General features: G+C 38.0%; 16 protein-coding genes and 1 riboswitch. Of the genes, 7 read left to right on the top strand and 9 right to left on the bottom strand.

Features of this window, described 5'->3' with window-relative positions; genetic code table 11:
* Positions 1–2,201 (bottom strand): magnesium-translocating P-type ATPase (gene mgtA / locus QZ413_RS06420; protein ID WP_297077656.1); only part of this gene is annotated, 2,201 nt, incomplete at its 3' end.
* Between the two features lie 235 nt (positions 2,202–2,436).
* Positions 2,437–2,612, bottom strand: a riboswitch (M-box (ykoK) riboswitch).
* Positions 2,613–2,823: 211 nt separating this feature from the next.
* On the opposite strand from mgtA, the gene QZ413_RS06415 reads away from it, so the two are divergent.
* A complete protein-coding gene (locus tag QZ413_RS06415; RefSeq protein WP_297077654.1) occupies positions 2,824–3,333 on the top strand; it encodes an HdeD family acid-resistance protein in 510 nt (169 codons plus the stop codon).
* A 130-nt stretch (positions 3,334–3,463) separates the two neighbouring features.
* On the opposite strand, the gene QZ413_RS06410 is transcribed toward QZ413_RS06415, so the two are convergent.
* Entirely contained in the window at positions 3,464–4,279 is an 816-nt protein-coding gene (locus QZ413_RS06410) for an endonuclease/exonuclease/phosphatase family protein (RefSeq protein ID WP_297077652.1), read from the bottom strand.
* Between the two features lie 66 nt (positions 4,280–4,345).
* Positions 4,346–6,508, bottom strand: a complete 2,163-nt coding sequence (locus QZ413_RS06405; RefSeq protein WP_297077651.1) for a PTS transporter subunit IIBC — start codon at positions 6,506–6,508, stop codon at positions 4,346–4,348.
* Positions 6,509–6,694: 186 nt separating this feature from the next.
* Between QZ413_RS06405 and pgmB the strand changes: the two genes are divergently transcribed.
* Entirely contained in the window at positions 6,695–7,363 is a 669-nt protein-coding gene (gene pgmB, locus QZ413_RS06400) for a beta-phosphoglucomutase (RefSeq protein ID WP_297077649.1), read from the top strand.
* 43 nt (positions 7,364–7,406) lie between these two features.
* Here the strand turns inward: pgmB and QZ413_RS06395 are convergent, their stop codons facing one another.
* The 4 genes from QZ413_RS06395 to QZ413_RS06380 all read right to left on the bottom strand — a co-directional run bounded on the left by QZ413_RS06395 (position 7,407) and on the right by QZ413_RS06380 (position 10,462).
* Positions 7,407–8,261 carry an HAD family hydrolase gene (locus QZ413_RS06395; RefSeq protein WP_297077647.1) on the bottom strand — a complete coding sequence of 285 codons (855 nt, stop codon included), beginning with the start codon at positions 8,259–8,261 and terminating at the stop codon, positions 7,407–7,409.
* A 14-nt stretch (positions 8,262–8,275) separates the two neighbouring features.
* Positions 8,276–8,605 (bottom strand): zinc ribbon domain-containing protein YjdM, encoded by a 330-nt coding sequence (locus QZ413_RS06390; RefSeq protein ID WP_297077645.1) that lies wholly within the window; start codon positions 8,603–8,605, stop codon positions 8,276–8,278.
* Between the two features lie 124 nt (positions 8,606–8,729).
* Positions 8,730–9,365: an NAD(P)H-binding protein gene (locus tag QZ413_RS06385; protein ID WP_297077644.1), complete on the bottom strand. Its 636-nt coding sequence runs from the start codon at positions 9,363–9,365 to the stop codon at positions 8,730–8,732.
* Between the two features lie 83 nt (positions 9,366–9,448).
* Entirely contained in the window at positions 9,449–10,462 is a 1,014-nt protein-coding gene (locus QZ413_RS06380; protein ID WP_297077642.1) for an AI-2E family transporter, read from the bottom strand.
* A 182-nt stretch (positions 10,463–10,644) separates the two neighbouring features.
* Here QZ413_RS06380 and QZ413_RS06375 point away from each other — a divergent pair, with 182 nt between their 5' ends.
* From QZ413_RS06375 to QZ413_RS06355, 5 genes are all read left to right on the top strand, one after another.
* Positions 10,645–11,085, top strand: a complete 441-nt coding sequence (locus tag QZ413_RS06375) for a hypothetical protein (RefSeq protein ID WP_297077640.1) — start codon at positions 10,645–10,647, stop codon at positions 11,083–11,085.
* A gap of 282 nt (positions 11,086–11,367) precedes the next feature.
* Positions 11,368–12,183, top strand: coding sequence for a hypothetical protein (locus QZ413_RS06370; RefSeq protein ID WP_297077638.1), 816 nt, complete (start codon positions 11,368–11,370; stop codon positions 12,181–12,183).
* A gap of 169 nt (positions 12,184–12,352) precedes the next feature.
* The gene (locus tag QZ413_RS06365; RefSeq protein ID WP_297077637.1) at positions 12,353–14,269 is read left to right on the top strand and encodes a heavy metal translocating P-type ATPase; all 1,917 of its coding nucleotides are present in this window, start codon (positions 12,353–12,355) and stop codon (positions 14,267–14,269) included.
* Between the two features lie 235 nt (positions 14,270–14,504).
* Positions 14,505–16,865 carry a phosphoketolase gene (locus QZ413_RS06360; protein ID WP_297077635.1) on the top strand — a complete coding sequence of 787 codons (2,361 nt, stop codon included), beginning with the start codon at positions 14,505–14,507 and terminating at the stop codon, positions 16,863–16,865.
* Between the two features lie 75 nt (positions 16,866–16,940).
* Positions 16,941–17,822 carry a DegV family protein gene (locus QZ413_RS06355; protein ID WP_297077633.1) on the top strand — a complete coding sequence of 294 codons (882 nt, stop codon included), beginning with the start codon at positions 16,941–16,943 and terminating at the stop codon, positions 17,820–17,822.
* 166 nt (positions 17,823–17,988) lie between these two features.
* Here QZ413_RS06355 and QZ413_RS06350 read toward each other — a convergent pair whose 3' ends face one another.
* Together QZ413_RS06350 and msrA are read right to left on the bottom strand one after the other, a co-directional pair.
* Positions 17,989–18,774: a glucose-1-dehydrogenase gene (locus QZ413_RS06350; RefSeq protein ID WP_297077660.1), complete on the bottom strand. Its 786-nt coding sequence runs from the start codon at positions 18,772–18,774 to the stop codon at positions 17,989–17,991.
* A gap of 15 nt (positions 18,775–18,789) precedes the next feature.
* Positions 18,790–19,326 (bottom strand): peptide-methionine (S)-S-oxide reductase MsrA, encoded by a 537-nt coding sequence (gene msrA, locus QZ413_RS06345; protein WP_297077631.1) that lies wholly within the window; start codon positions 19,324–19,326, stop codon positions 18,790–18,792.
* Positions 19,327–19,367 lie beyond the last annotated feature (41 nt).

The following is a 19,367-nucleotide window of genomic DNA, read 5'->3' as shown; positions in this document are numbered from 1 at the left end:
CCAATACTAGAAGCTTCCCATTTTTTGGGTTCTTCTAGATAGTCACGATCCATTTTATCCCATGGAATGGATACACAAGAAATATCATAAATCAAATTCAAGAATAAAATTTGTAGCGGCAACATTGGTAAGAATGGCAAGAAGGTACTTGCGACAATCACAGAAAACATATTCCCAAAGTTTGAACTTGCCGTTGCTTTGATATACTTCATAATATTGCCAAATGTTTCACGCCCTGTTACGATTCCGCGTTCTAGTACGGTTAAATCTTTTTCTAATAAGATGACATCGGCAGATTCTTTTGCGATATCGACCGCTGTATCAACCGAAATCCCGACATCAGCGACTTTCATTGCTGGTGCATCATTGATCCCATCGCCCAAAAATCCGACTGTATGCCCATTTTCACGTAATAATTTCGTGATCCGGCTTTTTTGTTGTGGATTTAATTTCACAAAAACATTATGGCGTTCGATCACACCTTGAAGGGTCTCATCATCCATTTGCGCGATTTGTTCTCCGCTGACTAGACGTTCTGCACCTAAGCCGACTTGTTTACAAACCGATTCAGTGACAAGTGCATTATCTCCAGTTAATACTTTGACATCGACTCCGTGTGCATGTAAAGCTTCTAGCGCTTGTTTGGTTGATTCTTTTGGTGGATCTAAGAATGCTAAATAGCCAATCAAGACCATTTCGCTTTCATCTTTTACTGAAAATTCGCCGACAACACTAGGATTGGTTTTTTGTGAAACACCTAAAACGCGTAAACCATCCTCATTTAGATCGCGAACTTTTTCTAAAATTTCTTGTTTGACAGCTTCCGTTAGTGCTACGACTTCACCTCGAAGATCAACAAAACTTGAAATTTCAAGCATTTCTTCGATCGCACCTTTAGTGATCATTTGCGTTTTGTGGTGTTGATCTTGGACGACGACGCTCATGCGACGACGCTCAAAATCAAAAGGAATTTCGTCGATTTTTTCATACATCATTTGATCTGTTTGCAATTCTTCTTTTGCTGATTCGATGATCGCGACATCCATTAGATTTTTCAATCCAGTTTGATAATAACTATTTAGATAAGCATGACGCAATACACGTTGGTCTTCATGGCCATCACAATCCAAGTGATATTCTAAAATGATTTTATCTTGAGTCAACGTTCCAGTTTTATCGGTACATAAGACATCGATTGCACCAAAGTTTTGAATCGAATTTAAATTTTTGATGATCGTCCCTTTTTTGGCCATTGCGGTTGCGCCTTTAACTAAATTAGTTGTCACGATCATTGGTAGCATCTCAGGTGTTAGTCCTACTGCTACAGAAAGACCAAATAAGAAAGCTTCCATCCAGTCGCCTTTGGTCAAGCCATTGATCACGATAACAGTTGGTGCCATCAAGGCCATAAATTTGATCAACAAAATCGATGTTTTGTGAATCCCGATTTCAAAATTGGTTTGGATCGGTGCGTCAGATAAAGCCTGAGCAACATTTCCAAATAAGGTATCATTTCCTGTAGAAACTACGATTCCTTCTGCACTACCACTGATGACATTACTCCCCATAAACACTAGATTTTCAAAACTGGTTTCCGCATCCCGCGTAATGCCAACTTCTTCAGCACGTTTTTCAACAGGATAGCTTTCCCCTGTTAGTGCCGATTGCGAAATAAATAAGTCTTTTGCAGAAATGATCCGCATATCCGCTGGAATCATATCTCCTGCGGCTAATTTCACCCGATCACCGCACACAATCTCTTCCATTGGAATCTCATTGTACATGCCATCACGTTTGACAAGTGAGGTCACTTTGACCATGGAAGTAAGTTTTTCAGCAGCTTGACTTGATTTCACAGATTGAATCAACGTCATCGTGCCACTCACAATGACCATCGTAAAAATAATGATCACACCAAATAGATCTTTATCGCCCTTTGGAGGCAAAACGAATTCCGTAAAAAATGAAATGATTCCTAAACTGATCAATACTAACGTAAATGGTGTGATATACGCTTTGATCACTTCTAAAATGAATGGTGTTTTTTTGCCGCTACTGATTTTGTTATCACCGTAGCGTTCTCGCATTTGTTCTGCTTGTTCTGCAGTTAATCCTTTATGTGAGGTATCAAAATACTCTAAAATATTTTGGATCGTTTTACGTGCAAATAATTCATAATTGGTTTTTTGTTTGTTTGCCATTGGTTTCCCTTCTTTCTCCTGTTGATGTAAGAAGGAAAAGCCATTATGCTAACTCCTTCTTACTCGCTGTTTACTCTGTGGATCGTCTCCCATGCAACCACCTCATTTGTTTATTTTTTCACATTTGTTATCCGAATAGTCCTGATGTTTCACTTTAGCTTGACGACAAAAAAGACCGTTCGCTAGACTCAGCGAACGGTCGCACTTTTTTACGGCACAAAAAAACATGTCTAAAAATGAGATCTATTCGTTGAGTTTTGGCACTATACAACGTAAAAAGAACATTCATCCTTTTAGCTACCTTATGGAAAGCCTTGTACTCGACAATCCCTGTTCTACCCATTGGCGTCTCTCGACATTTTTGGGCAGTAGCCTATGTTTGTATAGGAGCCTCACCTAACAAATCTTTATTCTATTGTTCGCCACGATAATAGCAATGATTTTTCAATACGTCAACCTTTCTCATGAAAAAAATAAAAATTAGTGATTTTTTAAACAATTCTTTAACTATAACATTTTTTATGATTCGCCTTACAATTTTGATTGATTATTCGTTGTTCAAAAACTGTTCATTTTTTGTATTTCACGCTATAGTGAATATAACGTAAAGGGGGAAACTATAATGCGGAAATTTCAAATCAGCTACTTTATTTTAGGTGTCTTGTTTATTTTAATGGCGCTACTTGCCTTTCGTGATCCTGCCGGTGATTTAATTGCCTTAGTCATTTTCTTTGGTATGATCGCTTTGATCAAGGGATTTTTTGAATTGTTCTATCGTAAAAAAATGGAAGAATTTACGGGTTCTTCGAAAAACTGGGTCATATTTATGGGAATCGTCGATTTATTATTTGGACTTATTTTATTATTTAATATTCCATTAGGCCTCATCGCGCTTCCTTTCGTTTTCTCATTTTGGTTTATTTTAGATTCGATCGGAGCATTAATGATCGCGTCAAAATTCCAAAAAGTGAGCAACGGGTATTATTACTTCATGCTAGCGATTAGCATTATCGGTATTCTCGTTGGTCTTTTATTACTATTTAATCCACTTTCAGCAGCATTGACTTTGGCTTTCTTAGTAGGATTTTATTTTATGATGATCGGGATCAGCTTTATTACTGCCGCCTTTTAGACTAAAAAAGCGACTGTGATAAAAGTGGGCAGCTTATTTCTCGAAAGAGTTATTTTTAGAACGCCATTTATTCGATTTTTAATGGGTGTGACATAAATCTGTCACACTCATTTTTTCATAGTCGTATTTTTTATAGATCCATTGTAATCTGGACACCAAAATGGTCGCTTACGATAGGTGAATGGCTACCATCTAACACACGTTGATATCGTGTAACTTCAACTTGTTTAGGTACAAATATATAATCGATCCGTAGTGGCTTGGTATTGTCTTCCCACCCATCGATTTTTTGCTTGATTGTCGCTTCACCTTCACGGATCTTTGCGATTTTATAACTATCTTCTAGCTTATTTGTATCCATAATCAACTGATAGGCCGTTTCAAAAGCTGGAGCATTAAAATCACCGCAAACAATCCATTCGTTTTTGTCGGTAATCGTTTGGTGACAAAAATTTTGCCACTCACTAGCAAATCCTGTATTCGGTGTATCCCACCACGAAAAATGGCAACTTGCTACACTAAATTTTTCCGAATCAAATGTAGCCACCAAATTGACACGAGTTCGATAATCGGTTATATCATGTCTATCTGATACCGTTAATGCTTTTGGACTAAAGCTTGCTTTAGCTAATATTGCATTTCCTTCTTCAAAGATCTCGTATCCGATATGCGAAAGTTGCCAACTAAAATAATATGTGTACCCAGCTTGTTTAAGCCGTTCCACGATACAATAAGCAAAATTATTTTGACGTAGTGGTGCTTGGTTCTTTACTGGTATAAATGACGCTGGCTGAATTGAAATATGTGGTGAAGCTATCGCTTGATTGACTTCTTGTAAAGTGATCACATCATAATTTTCTAGCATCAAATGCTCGATCAATTGTTCAAATTTTAAATCTGCTTTATCTTCTACCCAACTATGGGTATTTAGTGTTAAGAGTTTCATTTTCCACTTCCTTTTTGCTTTACTACGCAAAAAGACGGTCGAATCCTCCCGTCCTTTTGGCTTTATTTAAATCGTGATGTGACCAATCACTACACCTGATTTATCAACATGTTGTGGTGTAATCTCTAGCGTGTCGACTTTTTCACTATTTGTGATAACCACTACGACTGTTGTTTCTTTTTGTTCCTGTTGAATCATGTTACGATCCATTGTCGCCAGTAATTGTCCAGGTTGTACTTGATCCCCTTCTTTGACTGCTAGCGTAAACGCTGCTTGTTTTAATTCTACTGTATCTAAGCCCATATGAATCAACACATCTAATCCATCTTTAGTATGGAGTCCAATAGCATGCTTACTTGGGAAAATACTAACAACTTCACCAGCTAATGGCGCTACGACTTGATCTTCTTCAGGATTTACAGCAAAACCTTCTCCCATCATTTTTTTAGAGAATACTGGATCATGAACTTGTTCTAATGGGATCACTTGCCCTGAAGCAACTGAAAATAGTTCTACTGTTTGGCCTAAAAAGCTAGTTTTTGTTTGTGGTGTTTCCATATGCTCACTGCTTACTTTAGGAATTTCAACTCCTGAAGCTAAAAGATCTTCGATATCTGATTTTAACACATCTGCTTTTGGTCCATAAACCGCCTGTACGCCGGTATCTTTTACGATCAGTCCCATCGCGCCAGCTTTTTTCCAAGCTTCTTCATCTCCAACTTTATTGCGATCTTTTACACTCACACGTAGGCGTGTCATACAAGCATCTACGTCTTTGATGTTTTCTTTTCCACCTAATAAATGAATGATTTGTACTACTTGTGGATCTAATGTTCCCTCTGCTACAGTTGCCTGTGTTTGTCCCTCATCTGTATCGTAGTTTCCATTACGTCCTGGTGTCGCAAAGTTAAATTTTTTGATTAAGAAATTTGCTAAGAAATAGGTAAAGATCCCAAAACCGATCACACAAATGACAAAGTTGATCAAATCACCACCAATACCCGCTTTGATCGCTAACGGTGTCCGTGTTAATAATTCAATGTTCCCAAATGAATGCACACGTAACGGTAAGATATCTGCCATTGCAAACGCTGCTCCTTGAATAAAAGCATAAACAACATAAAGTGGTACAGCAGCAAACATAAACATAAACTCTAAAGGTTCCGTCACCCCAGTCAAGAATACTGCCAAAGCTGCAGATAGATACATTGATTTATATTTTGCTCGTTTATCTAAATCGACATTGCGATACATCGCAAGTGCCATCCCCATCAAGATCCCTGAAGAACCAATCATTTGACCAACTTTAAAACGTGCAGGTGTCCAGTTAGTTAACACGAATTCATATTGTTTCATGTCGCCAGCACCTTTTAAATTCACTAAATCGGTTGCCCAAGCAAGCCAAAGTGGATCTTGTCCGAACACTTGTGTTCCGGCTTGTGCACCTGATAGGATCTCATAAGTTCCGCCTAATTGTGTATAATTGATTGGAATCGTCAGCATATGATGCAAGCCAAACGGCAATAACAGACGCTCAAGCGTTCCATATAAGAACGGTGCTAAGATTGGTGCACTATCTTGTGATTGGGCGATCCATAAACCAAAGTTATTGATTCCAGCTTGAATGTAAGGCCAAATCACAGCCAAAGCTAAAGCGACGATCGTTGACCATGCAATCACCACAAAGGGTACAAAGCGTTTTCCATTGAAAAAAGATAATGCATCCGGTAATTTACGATAATTATAATACTTATTAAATGCCATAGCGCCAACAAATCCTGCAATAATTCCGACAAATACTCCCATATTCAAAGCTGGCGCTTCTAAAACACTAGTAAAGAACCCCTTGACCATGATTTTAGTCCCAAATAAGGTATGGGTGAAGGCGTCTTCATTTGACAACATATCATTCGTTACCCCAAAGATCGATCCTGTGATACGGTTGATCAAAACAAATGCCAAGCCAGCCGCAAAAGCTCCTCCGGCTTTTTCTTTTGCCCAACTTCCTCCAATCGCTAATGCAAATAATAAACTTAAATTTCCAATAATTGCCCAACCAATATTTTCAATCACACCGCCAGTGGTCACTAGTGGTGCTAAGTTTGGATCAATCAGTGGAATCGACTTGCCGATACTGATCATCAATCCAGCAGCTGGCATAACCGCTACCACGACCATCAGTGCTTTTCCAAATTTTTGCCAAAATTCAAAACTAAAGATCTTTTTCATATAAATCCCCCTCCATATACAGTGCAACCGGTTTCGCTATTTGAATTATAATCTTGATTATCTTTTTTGTAAACCTTTTTATTTTAGTTAATTAGTATTTTATTTATCTATTATTTTTTCTAGTTGACTAATGCAATCGTTTGCGTATATGATAAAGATAAATCCATAATAGAGAGGAAAAGGCATATGTTTAAAGGTGTATTATTTGATTTAGATGGTGTGATTACCGATACTGCTGAATATCATTACAAGGCTTGGAAAAAATTAGGTGCGGAAATCGGTGTGACGATCGATCGACAATTTAACGAGCAACTAAAAGGAGTCAGTCGCGAAGATTCTCTAGCGCGTCTATTAGCACATGGCGGTGTAAGTGATCAATTTACTGCAGCCCAAAAACAAGAACTCGCTGCACGAAAAAATGACTACTATGTTGAAATGATCCAACAAGTCACACCACAAGATGTCTATCCAGGTATCAAACACTTATTGGAACAATTGAAACAAGCTGGAATCAAATGCTCTTTAGCTTCTGCGAGTAAAAATGGGCCTTTTTTATTAGAGAAAATGGAACTAACTGAAGCTTTTGACGCAATCGCTGATCCGAGCAAAGTAGCTCATGGAAAACCTGCTCCAGATATTTTTATTCTAGCCGCTAAAGAAGTCGACCTTACTCCGCAAGACTGTATCGGAATCGAAGATGCGCAAGCTGGAATTGAAGCGATCATTAAAAGTGGGGCGCATCCAATCGGTGTTGGCACTAAAGAAGTCTTAGGCGATATCCCCCTTGTACACTCGACTCGTGATTTGACTTATGATTTTTTAAAAGACGTTTGGCAAAAAGAAAACACATTATAAATAGAAGTGAATAGCTCCAAGAAAAAGAAGCATAACGAAAACGTTACGCTTCTTTTTTGATCCATAATTTCTTTGCCATACTTTTTGCAATCCCATCTTCATCAGCGTCCGCGGTTACTTCATTTGCCGCTTTTTTCAAACGGTCCGTCGCGTTATCCATCGCAACCGTATACCCAACTGCCGCAAACATTGCCAGATCGTTATCACCATCACCAAAAGCTAAGGCTTGTGTTTTATCTAAATTCAACGTTTCTAAAACAAATTCAATTGCCGTTTGTTTATTCACTCCACGAACGGCGATCTCACCACTTTCTGGCCCGAATAAGGCAACAGTAGATTGGTACATATGAAATTCTTCACCGTAACGTCGTTCAATTTCTAAAAATGGTACGGTATTATTGATAAATGAAATTTTATTGACATTGCCATAATCAATCGGGATCTCATCAAATTGTTTGACTAACTCGACAAACCACGTCATTTTTTCTAATAAAGGTTCTTCAGCAACTTTCGTTTCTTTTGCAATTTTACGAATGGCTTCAGAAATTTTCCGTTCACAATTTTCGCTAGCAAATAACCCATCATTTGACTCTAGATAATAACCGATATCATGTTGATCAAAATAAGCAATCATATCGAGTACCATTGGTTTAGGCATTGTTTGATGGATCAATACATCCTCACCGATCGTGACATAGCCTCCACCTGCACCAATAATCCCATCAAATCCGATTGCTAAAATACTCTCAATAATTTCAGGCTTTGAGCGTCCCGTGCAAATATATGCTAGATTCCCTTCATTACGAAATGCTTGAATCGCTTCAACAGTTGAAGGCAATACCTCGCCACTACTTGTACAAAGCGTTCCATCAACGTCAAAAAAAGCAATATACGTCATAAGATTCTCCTCTTTTACGATAATTTTTTAACAAATTCCGATTTTAATTTCATTGGACCAAATCCATCGATTTTACAATCGATATTGTGATCGCCTTCGACTAGACGAATTCCTTTAACTTTTGTTCCTTGTTTTAAAGGCGTGCTAGAGCCTTTTACTTTTAGATCTTTGATAATGGAAACATTGTCTCCATCTGCAAGTAAATTGCCATTACTATCATAAACAGCAAACGTTTCTTCTTCAACTTCATTCCACTCATGTCCACATTCCGGACACACAAATAATCCACGATCTTCGTATGTGTAACTACTCTGACACAAAGGGCATTTTGGTAATTCGCTCATTGTTATTCTCCTTTGATTTTTTCTTTATTTTACCTAATTGTGATAAAAATAACTAGTGAAAATCAAAAGGTTATATGAAAATAAAAAAGCTTTGATCTGAAAAACGATCAGATCAAAGCTTTTTTTATAAAGAATTTAGTGCCGCACTGATTTCTTCATCACCATTACGCATGGCAACAACTTGTTTTTTTGCCGCTTCATTTGTCAATAAACCTGCTAAAACTTTTGCGACGTCTGGGATTGTATTTTTACCTAACTCGCCGCTATTTAATGCTACTTTTCCAGTAGCTGGTGCTTCTTCTAGGCTACCAGGTTGTAAGATCGTATATTCTAGATCTGTGTGATCGATCAACCAGTGGTCGGCAAATAATTTGGCGATATTGTAATCCATCAATGCCTCTAAACCACTACCTTTCCAAGTTTCAGGCTGCATAGAATTAGCAGAACTTAATTGGATATAACGCCCAATTCCAGCTTGCTCCGTCGCTTCCATGGCTTTTTTTGCACCAAATAAATCAGTTTGCAATAAGTCTTTGCCTCTAGAGCCTGCGACATAATAGACCGCTTCAGCATTTTTAAGTGCCTGAGCCATCTCTGGTACATCCCAATGTAAATCAAATTTCACTGGCGTAACTTGTTCAGATTCTACTACTTTTTCAGGTTGACGCGCACCAGCAAACACTTGGTGTCCATCCTCAACTAACGCTTTTATCAATTCTTGTGCTACACGACCAGTAGATCCAATAACAAAAATATTCATTTTGACGCTCCTCCTTAAGTATTTTCTATTAAAATCGTAACGTAAAAAAAATAGGAAATCAAAAATTTTGATTTCCTACTATCCTAATCTTGAGTGATCGGTTTTACTTTCAATAGGTCTAATAAAAAGACAAAGACTGGAACTCCCATTACTAATCCCCAAGTTCCAAAATAATGTTCACTAATCAAAAGAACGACAAATGTATAAAAAATAGGTAATTCCGTTTTACTTGACATCAACTTAGGATTTAATAAATAGGCTTCAATCAAGTGAATCACAACTACAATCACTAAAACTAAAATGACATCATGTAGTCCACCTTGTGAATATGCAATAAAAGATAGCGGAATAATCGATACGATCACTCCAGCTACAGGAATCAAGCTCAAAACAAAAATCATGATCGCTAAACTCGGTAACTGAGTAAATCCCATCAATGATAGCGAAATAATCGTTAGTGTCGTATTGATGATCGCAATCAAAAATTGCGCTTCGATCACAACTCCAAAAGTATTGGCGAATTTATGCGCAAAGTAACGCATATCTTCAAAAAACCAAGCCAATTCGCCTTTCAAAAATAGACGTGAAAAATGCCAAGTCTTTTTTTCTTCTATTAAAAAGAAAAAACTTAAAATAAAGGACATCACAATCGCCGTTGCTAATTTACCAAAATTCTGGATATAAGCTAAAATCAAGGTCGCACTTTTTTGTAACTGACCCAAGATATTGAACTGTTCGATATATTTCTGGATAAACAAGTAAAAGTCATTTGATTCTGCTGGTGTTTGTTCATAAAAATCCACTACGGAATTAACCATCTGAATCGTTTGATTGATCAGCATTGGAACATACTTTGTTAATGCAAAATATGCCATACAGACAACCAAGCCATATAAGATGATCGTCAAAATAAAGGAAGAAATCGGTACAAATTTACGTAGCTTACGAATCGTTTTGTACGCTAAAAACGTAAAAATAAATGTGAGTAAAAATAAACTTAGCATGCTACGAAAAAGATAGAATAAAAGCAACAATAAAAGCAATACAGTCACTCTTCTTAATTTCGTATGTTGAATAAAACTTTGATAAAGTGTCATTTCCTCATCCTTTCTTCATATAAAGGTAGTGTCATTATACGTTATTTTCTAAGAAAAACCTACGATAAGTCTTCCAAAGAAGTCAAGAAATTTTAAGAAAAGCTATCATTCATTAAATTACATCTATTTTTATTTTTTGATTTGGTATACTAAAAGAAAATAGTTAATTAGAGGTGAAAAACATGAAAAAACGCTGGTATCTCTATACAATCACAGGTTTGTGCGCGTTAACACTGAGCGCATGTAGTCACGAACAACAAGCAGCAACATCTAGCGATACGACAACGACATCTAGCAACATGACATCTACTAGCGAATCGAATACGACAGCAACTTATACCATGCAAGTCAAAGAGAACGGAACGAATGATCAAGTATTGGTGACAATGGATCCTACGAGTAAAGAAAACCAGGACCAAACGGTACTTGGTGATCAACAATTTGAAGGCTATCTCCTATTACAAGACGTAACGATCACCGATAAAGACGACAATAAATTAACGGTCAGTCAGTTAAAAGCCGGCGATCAACTTACTGTAACGTTAACCGATACGCCAATTATCGCTCGTAGCTTACCACCTAAAATCGCTGGTGCTAGTATAAAATCTATAGTATTAAACTAGTACATACAAGTAAAATAACAAAAAAATATAAAAACACCTTCTTTTTTCACTAAGAAGGTGTTATTTAGATTGAATTAAACAACAGTTGTAAGCGAATTAAACCGTTTAAATAACTTCTGTATTGACTACCCCAGTAACTCCTTCTCACTAATCATCATAATTCTTGTATTTTTTGACCCAGCATTTTCCCTGTTTTACTTTGCAATTAAAAAACAACATCTATATAATCAGTTCTTGTGAGTAGACGTGCTCCCTATTTTATAACAAGAAGGGTCTTAAAACATGAAAAAAAACAAACAAGCAATTATCAAAATGAGTCTGATCGGAATCGTAGCTAGTGCACTAATTGGAGGCGCAACTGCTACGCAAATTTATGCGAGTAGTAATAATCCAAATCTAGATACAACTTTGGCTTACCGAGATGAACATACTGATTTGCTTAGTGCAAAAAAAGCACAAGAACACTTAGCCGCTACTCTACAAGAAAAACAAAAAACAAAAGAAGCACAAGCATTAAAACAACAAGCTGCTGAGCAAGCTGCTCAACAAGCCGCACAACAAGCCGAGCAACAAGCTGCACAACAAGCCGAGCAACAAGCTGCTGAGCAAGCTGCACAACAAGCTGCACAACAAGTTGCACAACAAGTCGAGCAACAGGCTACACAACAGACTGCTCAAGCTGCTGAAACAACTCAAACAGCGACTGCGACTGCTCAAACTGCAACTCAAGAACAAATTCCAAGCTCTGGTTTATACATCGATGGAATCAGTGCACAGATTGGTTCTTATAATGTAGACGGCGGACAGGTTCCTACATATACACCTCTAGCTTATCATTGGAACACTCCACAAATGGCTAGTCATAATTATTATCTAGTCGACAACAGCAATACTACTGGTCTAGGACAAAAAGTTCTTGCTTTGCAAATCGGTGATCCTGTCTATCTGAATGGCCAAGTTTATCATGTGACAGCTAGTCTTACCGTTTATCCAAATCAATACGCTAGTGAACTATTCGATTTTTCACACAAAATGTATATCCAAACTTGCTACGGTGCCTATGCTAGCGATGGTATGCGTGCGGTAATGCTTGATTAATCGAACTTCAGATTATAGTTACTAAAAATTAAATTATAAATAGAATCGATGAATATCGAATTTATCATCTAAATGAGAATTACTTTCATTCTCATTTAGATGATTTTATTATCAATTAGGAAAATGTCATGTTACACTAGTCTCGTAAATAATAAAGGGGGCTATTCTCATGAGCGATTCACAAAAAGCAATCGGTTCTACCTTATCTTGTCTTATTTTTATGATTATCGGATTCGTCATGGAACGTCTGTCAATCCCTTTTTATCAAGTCGTTTTTGCTATCGCGATTTTAACCGGTGGTGCCAAACAAACGATCGAAGGATTGACTGACACATTTGAAAACAAAACACTAAACGTTGACTTATTGATGGCACTAGCAGCAATCGGTGCTGCGATTATTGGAAATTGGTTCGAAGGAGCGATGTTGATTTTCATCTTCTCTTTAAGTGGTGCCCTAGAAGAATACACAACCAATAAGAGCAAAAAAGAAATCGCCAGTTTGATGCAATTGCAACCTGAAACAGCACTGCGCTTGGAACAAGACGGTACGACGACTGAAATCGACGTATCCGCACTGATGATCGGTGATTTAGTGATGGTTCCAAAGGGGGCTAGTATTCCAATCGACGGGGAGATGGTCAAAGGCTTCTCTACGATCGACGAAGCCGCAATCAGTGGTGAATCGATCCCTGTTGAAAAAACAACTGGGGATATGCTATTTGGTGGGACAATCAATTTGGGAAACGCGATTACACTAAAAGTAACCACAAAATCTGATGATACACTCTTTGCAAAAATCATTCAGTTGGTAAACGAAGCACAAAGCACTCCTTCCCAAACAGCATCTTTTATTGAAAAAATCGAAAATATCTATGTTAAAGCAGTCTTGATCATTATTCCATTAATGATTTTTATTCCTTATCTTTTCTTAGGATGGAGTTTCTATGAAAGTTTTTACCGTGGAATGGTGTTACTTGTCGTCGCTTCTCCATGTGCGCTAGTAGCCAGTGCTACACCAGCTACGCTTGCTGCCATTTCAAACGGCGCACGAAATGGTGTTTTATTTAAAGGTGGAATTTATTTAGAAAATTTAGCTGCTTTAAAAGCAATCGCCTTTGATAAAACAGGAACATTGACTAATGGTGCTCCTGTGGTGACTGACTTTACATTCACCACTACTTCAATCGAAGCACAACAAGAAGCACTAGATGTATTATTGACCATTGAGGGAACTTCTACACATCCTTTAGCTACAGCGATTACGACACGTTTTAAAGAACATAAACAGCAAGTCGTTTCAGATATTGAGATCAAAGATGTAACTGGTTTTGGTTTAGAAGGAATCATCAAAGAGGATATTTGGAAAGTTGGGAAAGAAGGTTTTCTAAATGGTTTGACTCTTTCTACTACGATCCAAAAAGAAGTTTCTCAGTGGCAAGAAGAAGGACAAACAGTGATTTATCTTGCGAAAAATCAAGAGATTTTAGGCTATTTTGGATTACTAGATGTGCCAAAAGCTGAAGCTGCTGCAGCGATCGCTTATTTCAAACAAGAAGGCATCCACACAACAATGATTACAGGTGACCATTACGCTACTGCTAAAGTTATTGGGGATGCACTTGAAATCGATGAGATCCATGCAGACTTTTTACCAGAAAATAAAACTACGTTGATCAATCAACAAAAAGAAATTTATGAAATCAATGCAATGGTCGGAGATGGTATCAATGACGCCCCTGCTTTAGCCAATGCATCGATTGGGATCGCGATGGGTGGCGGAACGGATATTGCCATGGACGTAGCCGATATGGTCTTAATGCAAAATGACTTAGAAAAATTACAAATGAGTCATATGATGTCGAAAAAATTAAAACGCATCGTACTACAAAATATTATTTTTTCTGCATCGGTCATTTTCCTATTGATCCTATCAAATTTATTCCAAGTTATCAATTTGCCTCTTGGTGTTGTTGGTCATGAAGGAAGTACTATTTTAGTGATTTTAAATGGCTTAAGAATGTTAAAAACGATCCCTGTTCACACTACGACTAAACAACTGACAGAAACGAAAAAACAATTTGCATAAACTAAAAAAACTGACATTAGTGTCAGTTTTTTTGACTAATATAGAAAGATTTGACTTTTATTTTTAAGCGGCGAGTCTTTATACGCACACTTTATACATCAAGGCAACAAACGTGAGATTTTAAGAAACGAACAAGTTTGTTCGTTTCGCGCGTGATTATTTTACAATTTTTGTGATTTATTTTACAATTAAAGGGTAATTTTACGGTAAAAAATACTTAAAAGGAGTTTTTCCTATGACAGATTTTTCATCTCAAGACTATTTAGACAAAGTTGATGCCTATTGGCGTGCTGCCAATTATCTTTCTGTAGGACAATTGTACCTAAAAGATAATCCTTTATTGGATCGACCAATTACAGCTGAGGATGTCAAAGTCCACCCAATTGGTCACTGGGGAACGATTGCTGGACAAAATTTTGTGTACGCACATTTAAATCGTGTGATCAATAAGTATGATTTGAATATGTTTTTTATTTCTGGTCCTGGTCACGGTGGACAAGTGATGGTTTCAAATTCTTATTTAGATGGTAGTTATTCAGAAATTTATCCTAAAATCTCGGCGGATAAGCATGGGCTGAAAGAGTTGTTTAAACAATTTTCATTCCCTGGAGGTATCGCCTCACATGCAGCACCTGAGACACCTGGATCGATCCATGAAGGTGGCGAACTAGGATATGCCTTGTCACATGCGACTGGTGCGATCTTAGACAATCCAGATGTGATTGCAGCGACTGTGATTGGTGATGGTGAATCGGAAACTGGACCTTTAGCTGCTGGTTGGTTTTCAAATACCTTTATCAATCCTGTAAACGATGGAGCGGTATTGCCGATTCTTTACTTAAATGGCGGAAAAATTTCCAATCCAACGATTCTATCACGCAAATCAAATGAAGATTTGATCAAATATTTCGAAGGGATGGGTTGGAAACCGCATATCGTCGAAGGTGACGATCCTAAAAAAGTACACCCGATCATGGCCGAAACCTTAGATCACGTGATTGAAGAGATCCATACTATCCAAGAAGAAGCACGCAAACATCCCGCGAAAGACGCTCAAATGCCACATTGGCCAGTCATTTTATTTAGAATACCAAAGGGTTGGACTGGACCGAAAGAATGGGATCATGAAAAAATCGAAGGAACGTTCCGAGCTCATCAAGTCCCAATCCCAGTGGATGCACATCATATGGAACATATCGACAAATTGGTCGATTGGTTGAAATCTTATCGTCCTGAAGAACTATTTACTTCAGAAGGAAAATTAATCGATGAATTAAAAGAAATGGCACCAAAAGGCGACCGTAGAATGTCGACCAACCCGATCACAACAGGTGGACTCGATCCTAAACCACTTGTTATGCCCGACTGGAAACAATATGCTGTAGATACGACAACACCCGGTGCAATCATGGCGCAAGATATGATCGTCTTTGGTGAACACGCGCGTGATATCGTGAAACATAATCCGAAAAATTTCCGTATCTTTGGACCTGATGAGACAAAATCTAATCGTTTGAACAAAGTGTTTGATGTGACTGATCGTCAATGGTTAGAACCTAAAAATAGCGATGATGAGTGGCAAAGTTCAGTCGGCCGTGTTATCGACGGACAACTATCAGAACATCAAGCAGAAGGATTTTTAGAAGGCTATGTATTAACTGGTCGCCACGGTTTCTTTGCAAGCTATGAATCATTTTTACGTGTCGTGGATTCGATGCTGACACAACACTTTAAATGGATGCGTAAAGCTAATGAACATGCTTGGCGCAAACGCTATCCATCGTTAAATGTGATCTCAACTTCAACTGTTTTTCAACAAGATCACAATGGTTACACACATCAAGATCCAGGTATTTTGACGCATTTAGCTGAGAAAAAACCTGAATTTATCCGAGAATATTTACCAGCAGATGCCAATAGTTTAATGGCCGCAATGGATAAAGCTCTACAAGATGAGCAAGTCATCAACTTGATCGTCTCATCTAAACATCCACGCCCGCAATTTTATTCTGCCAAAGAAGCAGAGATCCTAGTCAATGAAGGATTAAAGATTATCGACTGGGCAAGTACGGTGGCTGAACATGAGGAACCTGATCTAGTTGTAGCTGCAGCTGGTACCGAACCAAACTTAGAAGCGTTGGCTGCGGTTTCTATTTTACATGAAGCATTCCCTGAACTTAAAATCCGGTTCATCAATATCGTGGATTTATTAAAATTACGTCATCCGTCAATTGATCCACGTGGCTTGAGCGACGAAGAATTCGACGAGTACTTCACGACAGATAAACCTGTGTTATTTGCTTTCCACGGTTACGAAAATATGATCCGTGATATCTTCTTTGATCGCAAAAACCATCATGTGTTGATTCATGGTTATCGTGAAAATGGTGATATCACGACACCATTTGATATGCGTGTGTTTAGCGAATTGGATCGTTTCCACCTAGCTAAAGATGCAGCTGCTCATGTATTTGGCGAAAAAGCACACGAGTTTATGGCAAAAATGGATGATACATTAGCCTATCACCATGACTATATCCGTGAAAATGGTATGGATATTCCTGAAGTAACGGATTGGACATGGAAAACTTTATAATCTATACTAAATACGCTCATACATTTTTGTATGAGCGTATTTCTTAGTTTTATGGCACATAACTGGAGGTTTTTTATGCCCGACTATCAACTTACTTGTAGCTCTACAGTCGATCTTTCTTTGGCACAACTAGCCGAATATTCGATTGCTTATCTTCCCTTTCATTTTCAACTAAATGAGACACAATACGTCGATGACTTTGGCCAAAGTATGACTTATAGCGAATTTTATACAGCAATAAAACATGGCGCAATGCCTACGACTTCACAAAACAATCCTGCTGCTTACTGTGAATTTTTCATTCCCTTTTTAAAAGCGGGAAAAGATATCCTACATATCGCTTTTTCTTCTGGTCTTTCTGGCGATTACCAATCTGCTTGTATGGCAAAAGAACTCTTAAAAGAACAATTTCCTGATCGATCAATCGAGATTATTGACTCTCTAGCTGCTTCTTCAGGTTATGGTTTATTGCTTTTAGAAGTAGCAAAACAAAAACAACAAGGTGCTAGCCTAAATGAAACGGTAGTGTTTGCGTTAAAGACACGTTTGCACATCCAACATTGGTTTTTTTCAACCGATCTATCACACTACAAACGTGGTGGTCGCATTAGTGCAACGACAGCAGCGATTGGTGGCGCCTTACATATTTGTCCAATCATGATGATGGATGCTAAAGGAATGTTAACACCTCATCATAAAGTACGAGGTAAGAAAAAGGCCATTCGCGCACTTTGTGAGCAATTCCAAATACATGTGCAAGATTTAGATAATATACCGCACTGTTTTATTTCTCACTCAGATTGCTTAGATGACGCTTTAGCCTTAAAAACACAACTAACTTCTACTTTCCCAGAACTTCGTGATCATATCACTATTTTTTCGATTGGAACGGTAATTGGCTCTCATACTGGTCCTGGAACGGTTGCTCTCTTTTTCAAAGGAGACGTTCGACACTAAAAAAGGATGTGACCAAAATCTGTCACATCCCTTAGCAATCAAATAAATAGCGTTCAAGAAGTCACTTCTTTAGAAATAAGCTAGATAATTCCCAAAACAGGTGAAACCACTATCGGAATTATTTGGCTTATTTCTTTAGGTTACCCGCTTCTACCATAATCTACATTTAGCCTTTACCATCTTGAAACGCTGGATATAGTGTCATTCCACCGTCAACAAACAACGTAACTCCTGTCACATAACTTGCTTCTTTAGAAATCAACCAAGCTGCTGCTGCCGCAACTTCTTCTGGATCTCCGATACGTTGCATTGGAATCATCACTTCCGTTTCTGCACGTTTTTGTGCATCTTCGAATTTGTCAGCATTGATCGGTGTTTCAATAGCACCAGGCCCAATACTATTGACTCGAATATTCTTGTTCGCATATTCCATTGCGATTGCTTGCGTAAAGCCTTTCACACCAAATTTTGATGCAGTATAGTGTGCAAAAGTCGGCCATGGAATCTGTTCATGAACTGAAGAGATATTTAAGATCACACCTGGAATATTTTGTTCGACAAAGTAAGCTAAGGCAGCTTTCGAACCGATAAATACCCCCGTCAAATTGACATCAAGCACTTGTTGCCAGTCTTCTAAACTAAGCTGATGTGTTGGGTGTTGATTTTCCATCCCTGCATTATTGATCCACACATCTAGTCTTTGATAATGTTCGATAGCCGTTTTGATCAAGGTAGCTACACCTTCTTCTGTACTGATGTCAGATTGAACAGCTATCGCTTGTCCACCAGCTTTTTCAACTAATTGAACAGCCTCATCCGCTCCATCGTCATCTGAACGATAATTGATGATGACCTTCATCTTCTCTTTGCCTAAGCGTTCTGCAATCGCCGTTCCGATTCCTTTAGAACCACCTGTAACCACCACTACTTTACCAACTAAGTCTTCATACATCATTTATCCCACCTTTTATTGCGCATCTTTCCAATGTTTTCTTAAAAATTTACCTCGACCTGATCCTTCTCGGTACAATCCATAATGAAAACTATTTTTTTTATAGTAATCTTGATGATAGTCTTCGGCCGGATAAAACGGTTGTGCGGCTTCGATATTTGTCACAACGGGTGTATCAAATTTACCACTATCGTTTAGTGCTTGTTTAGAAGCTTCGGCAATTTCTTTTTGCTCTGGAGTCGTGTAAAAAATAACTGGACGATAAGAATCACCACGATCAGCAAACTGACCAAATGCATCAGTCGGATCTGTTTGTTGCCAATAAATCTCAACTAATTTTTCATAAGGTAAAACATTAGGGTCGTACGTAATTTCAACTGCTTCCGTATGCCCAGTAGTTCCTGTAGTCACTTGTTCATATGAAGGGTTGACCACATGTCCTCCTGTATATCCTGATACGACTGAAATCACTCCAGGATATTCGTCAAAAGGATGAACCATACACCAAAAACAGCCACCTGCAAAAATTGCTTTTTCATATTGTGTCGTCATCTCACTCACACTCCTTCTTGATTTCTATGATAAGCCCTTTC

The organism is uncultured Enterococcus sp. (genome assembly GCF_913775425.1).
Classification (GTDB): Bacteria; Bacillota; Bacilli; order Lactobacillales; family Enterococcaceae; genus Enterococcus_G.
This window is presented reverse-complemented; position numbering and strand designations above follow the sequence as displayed.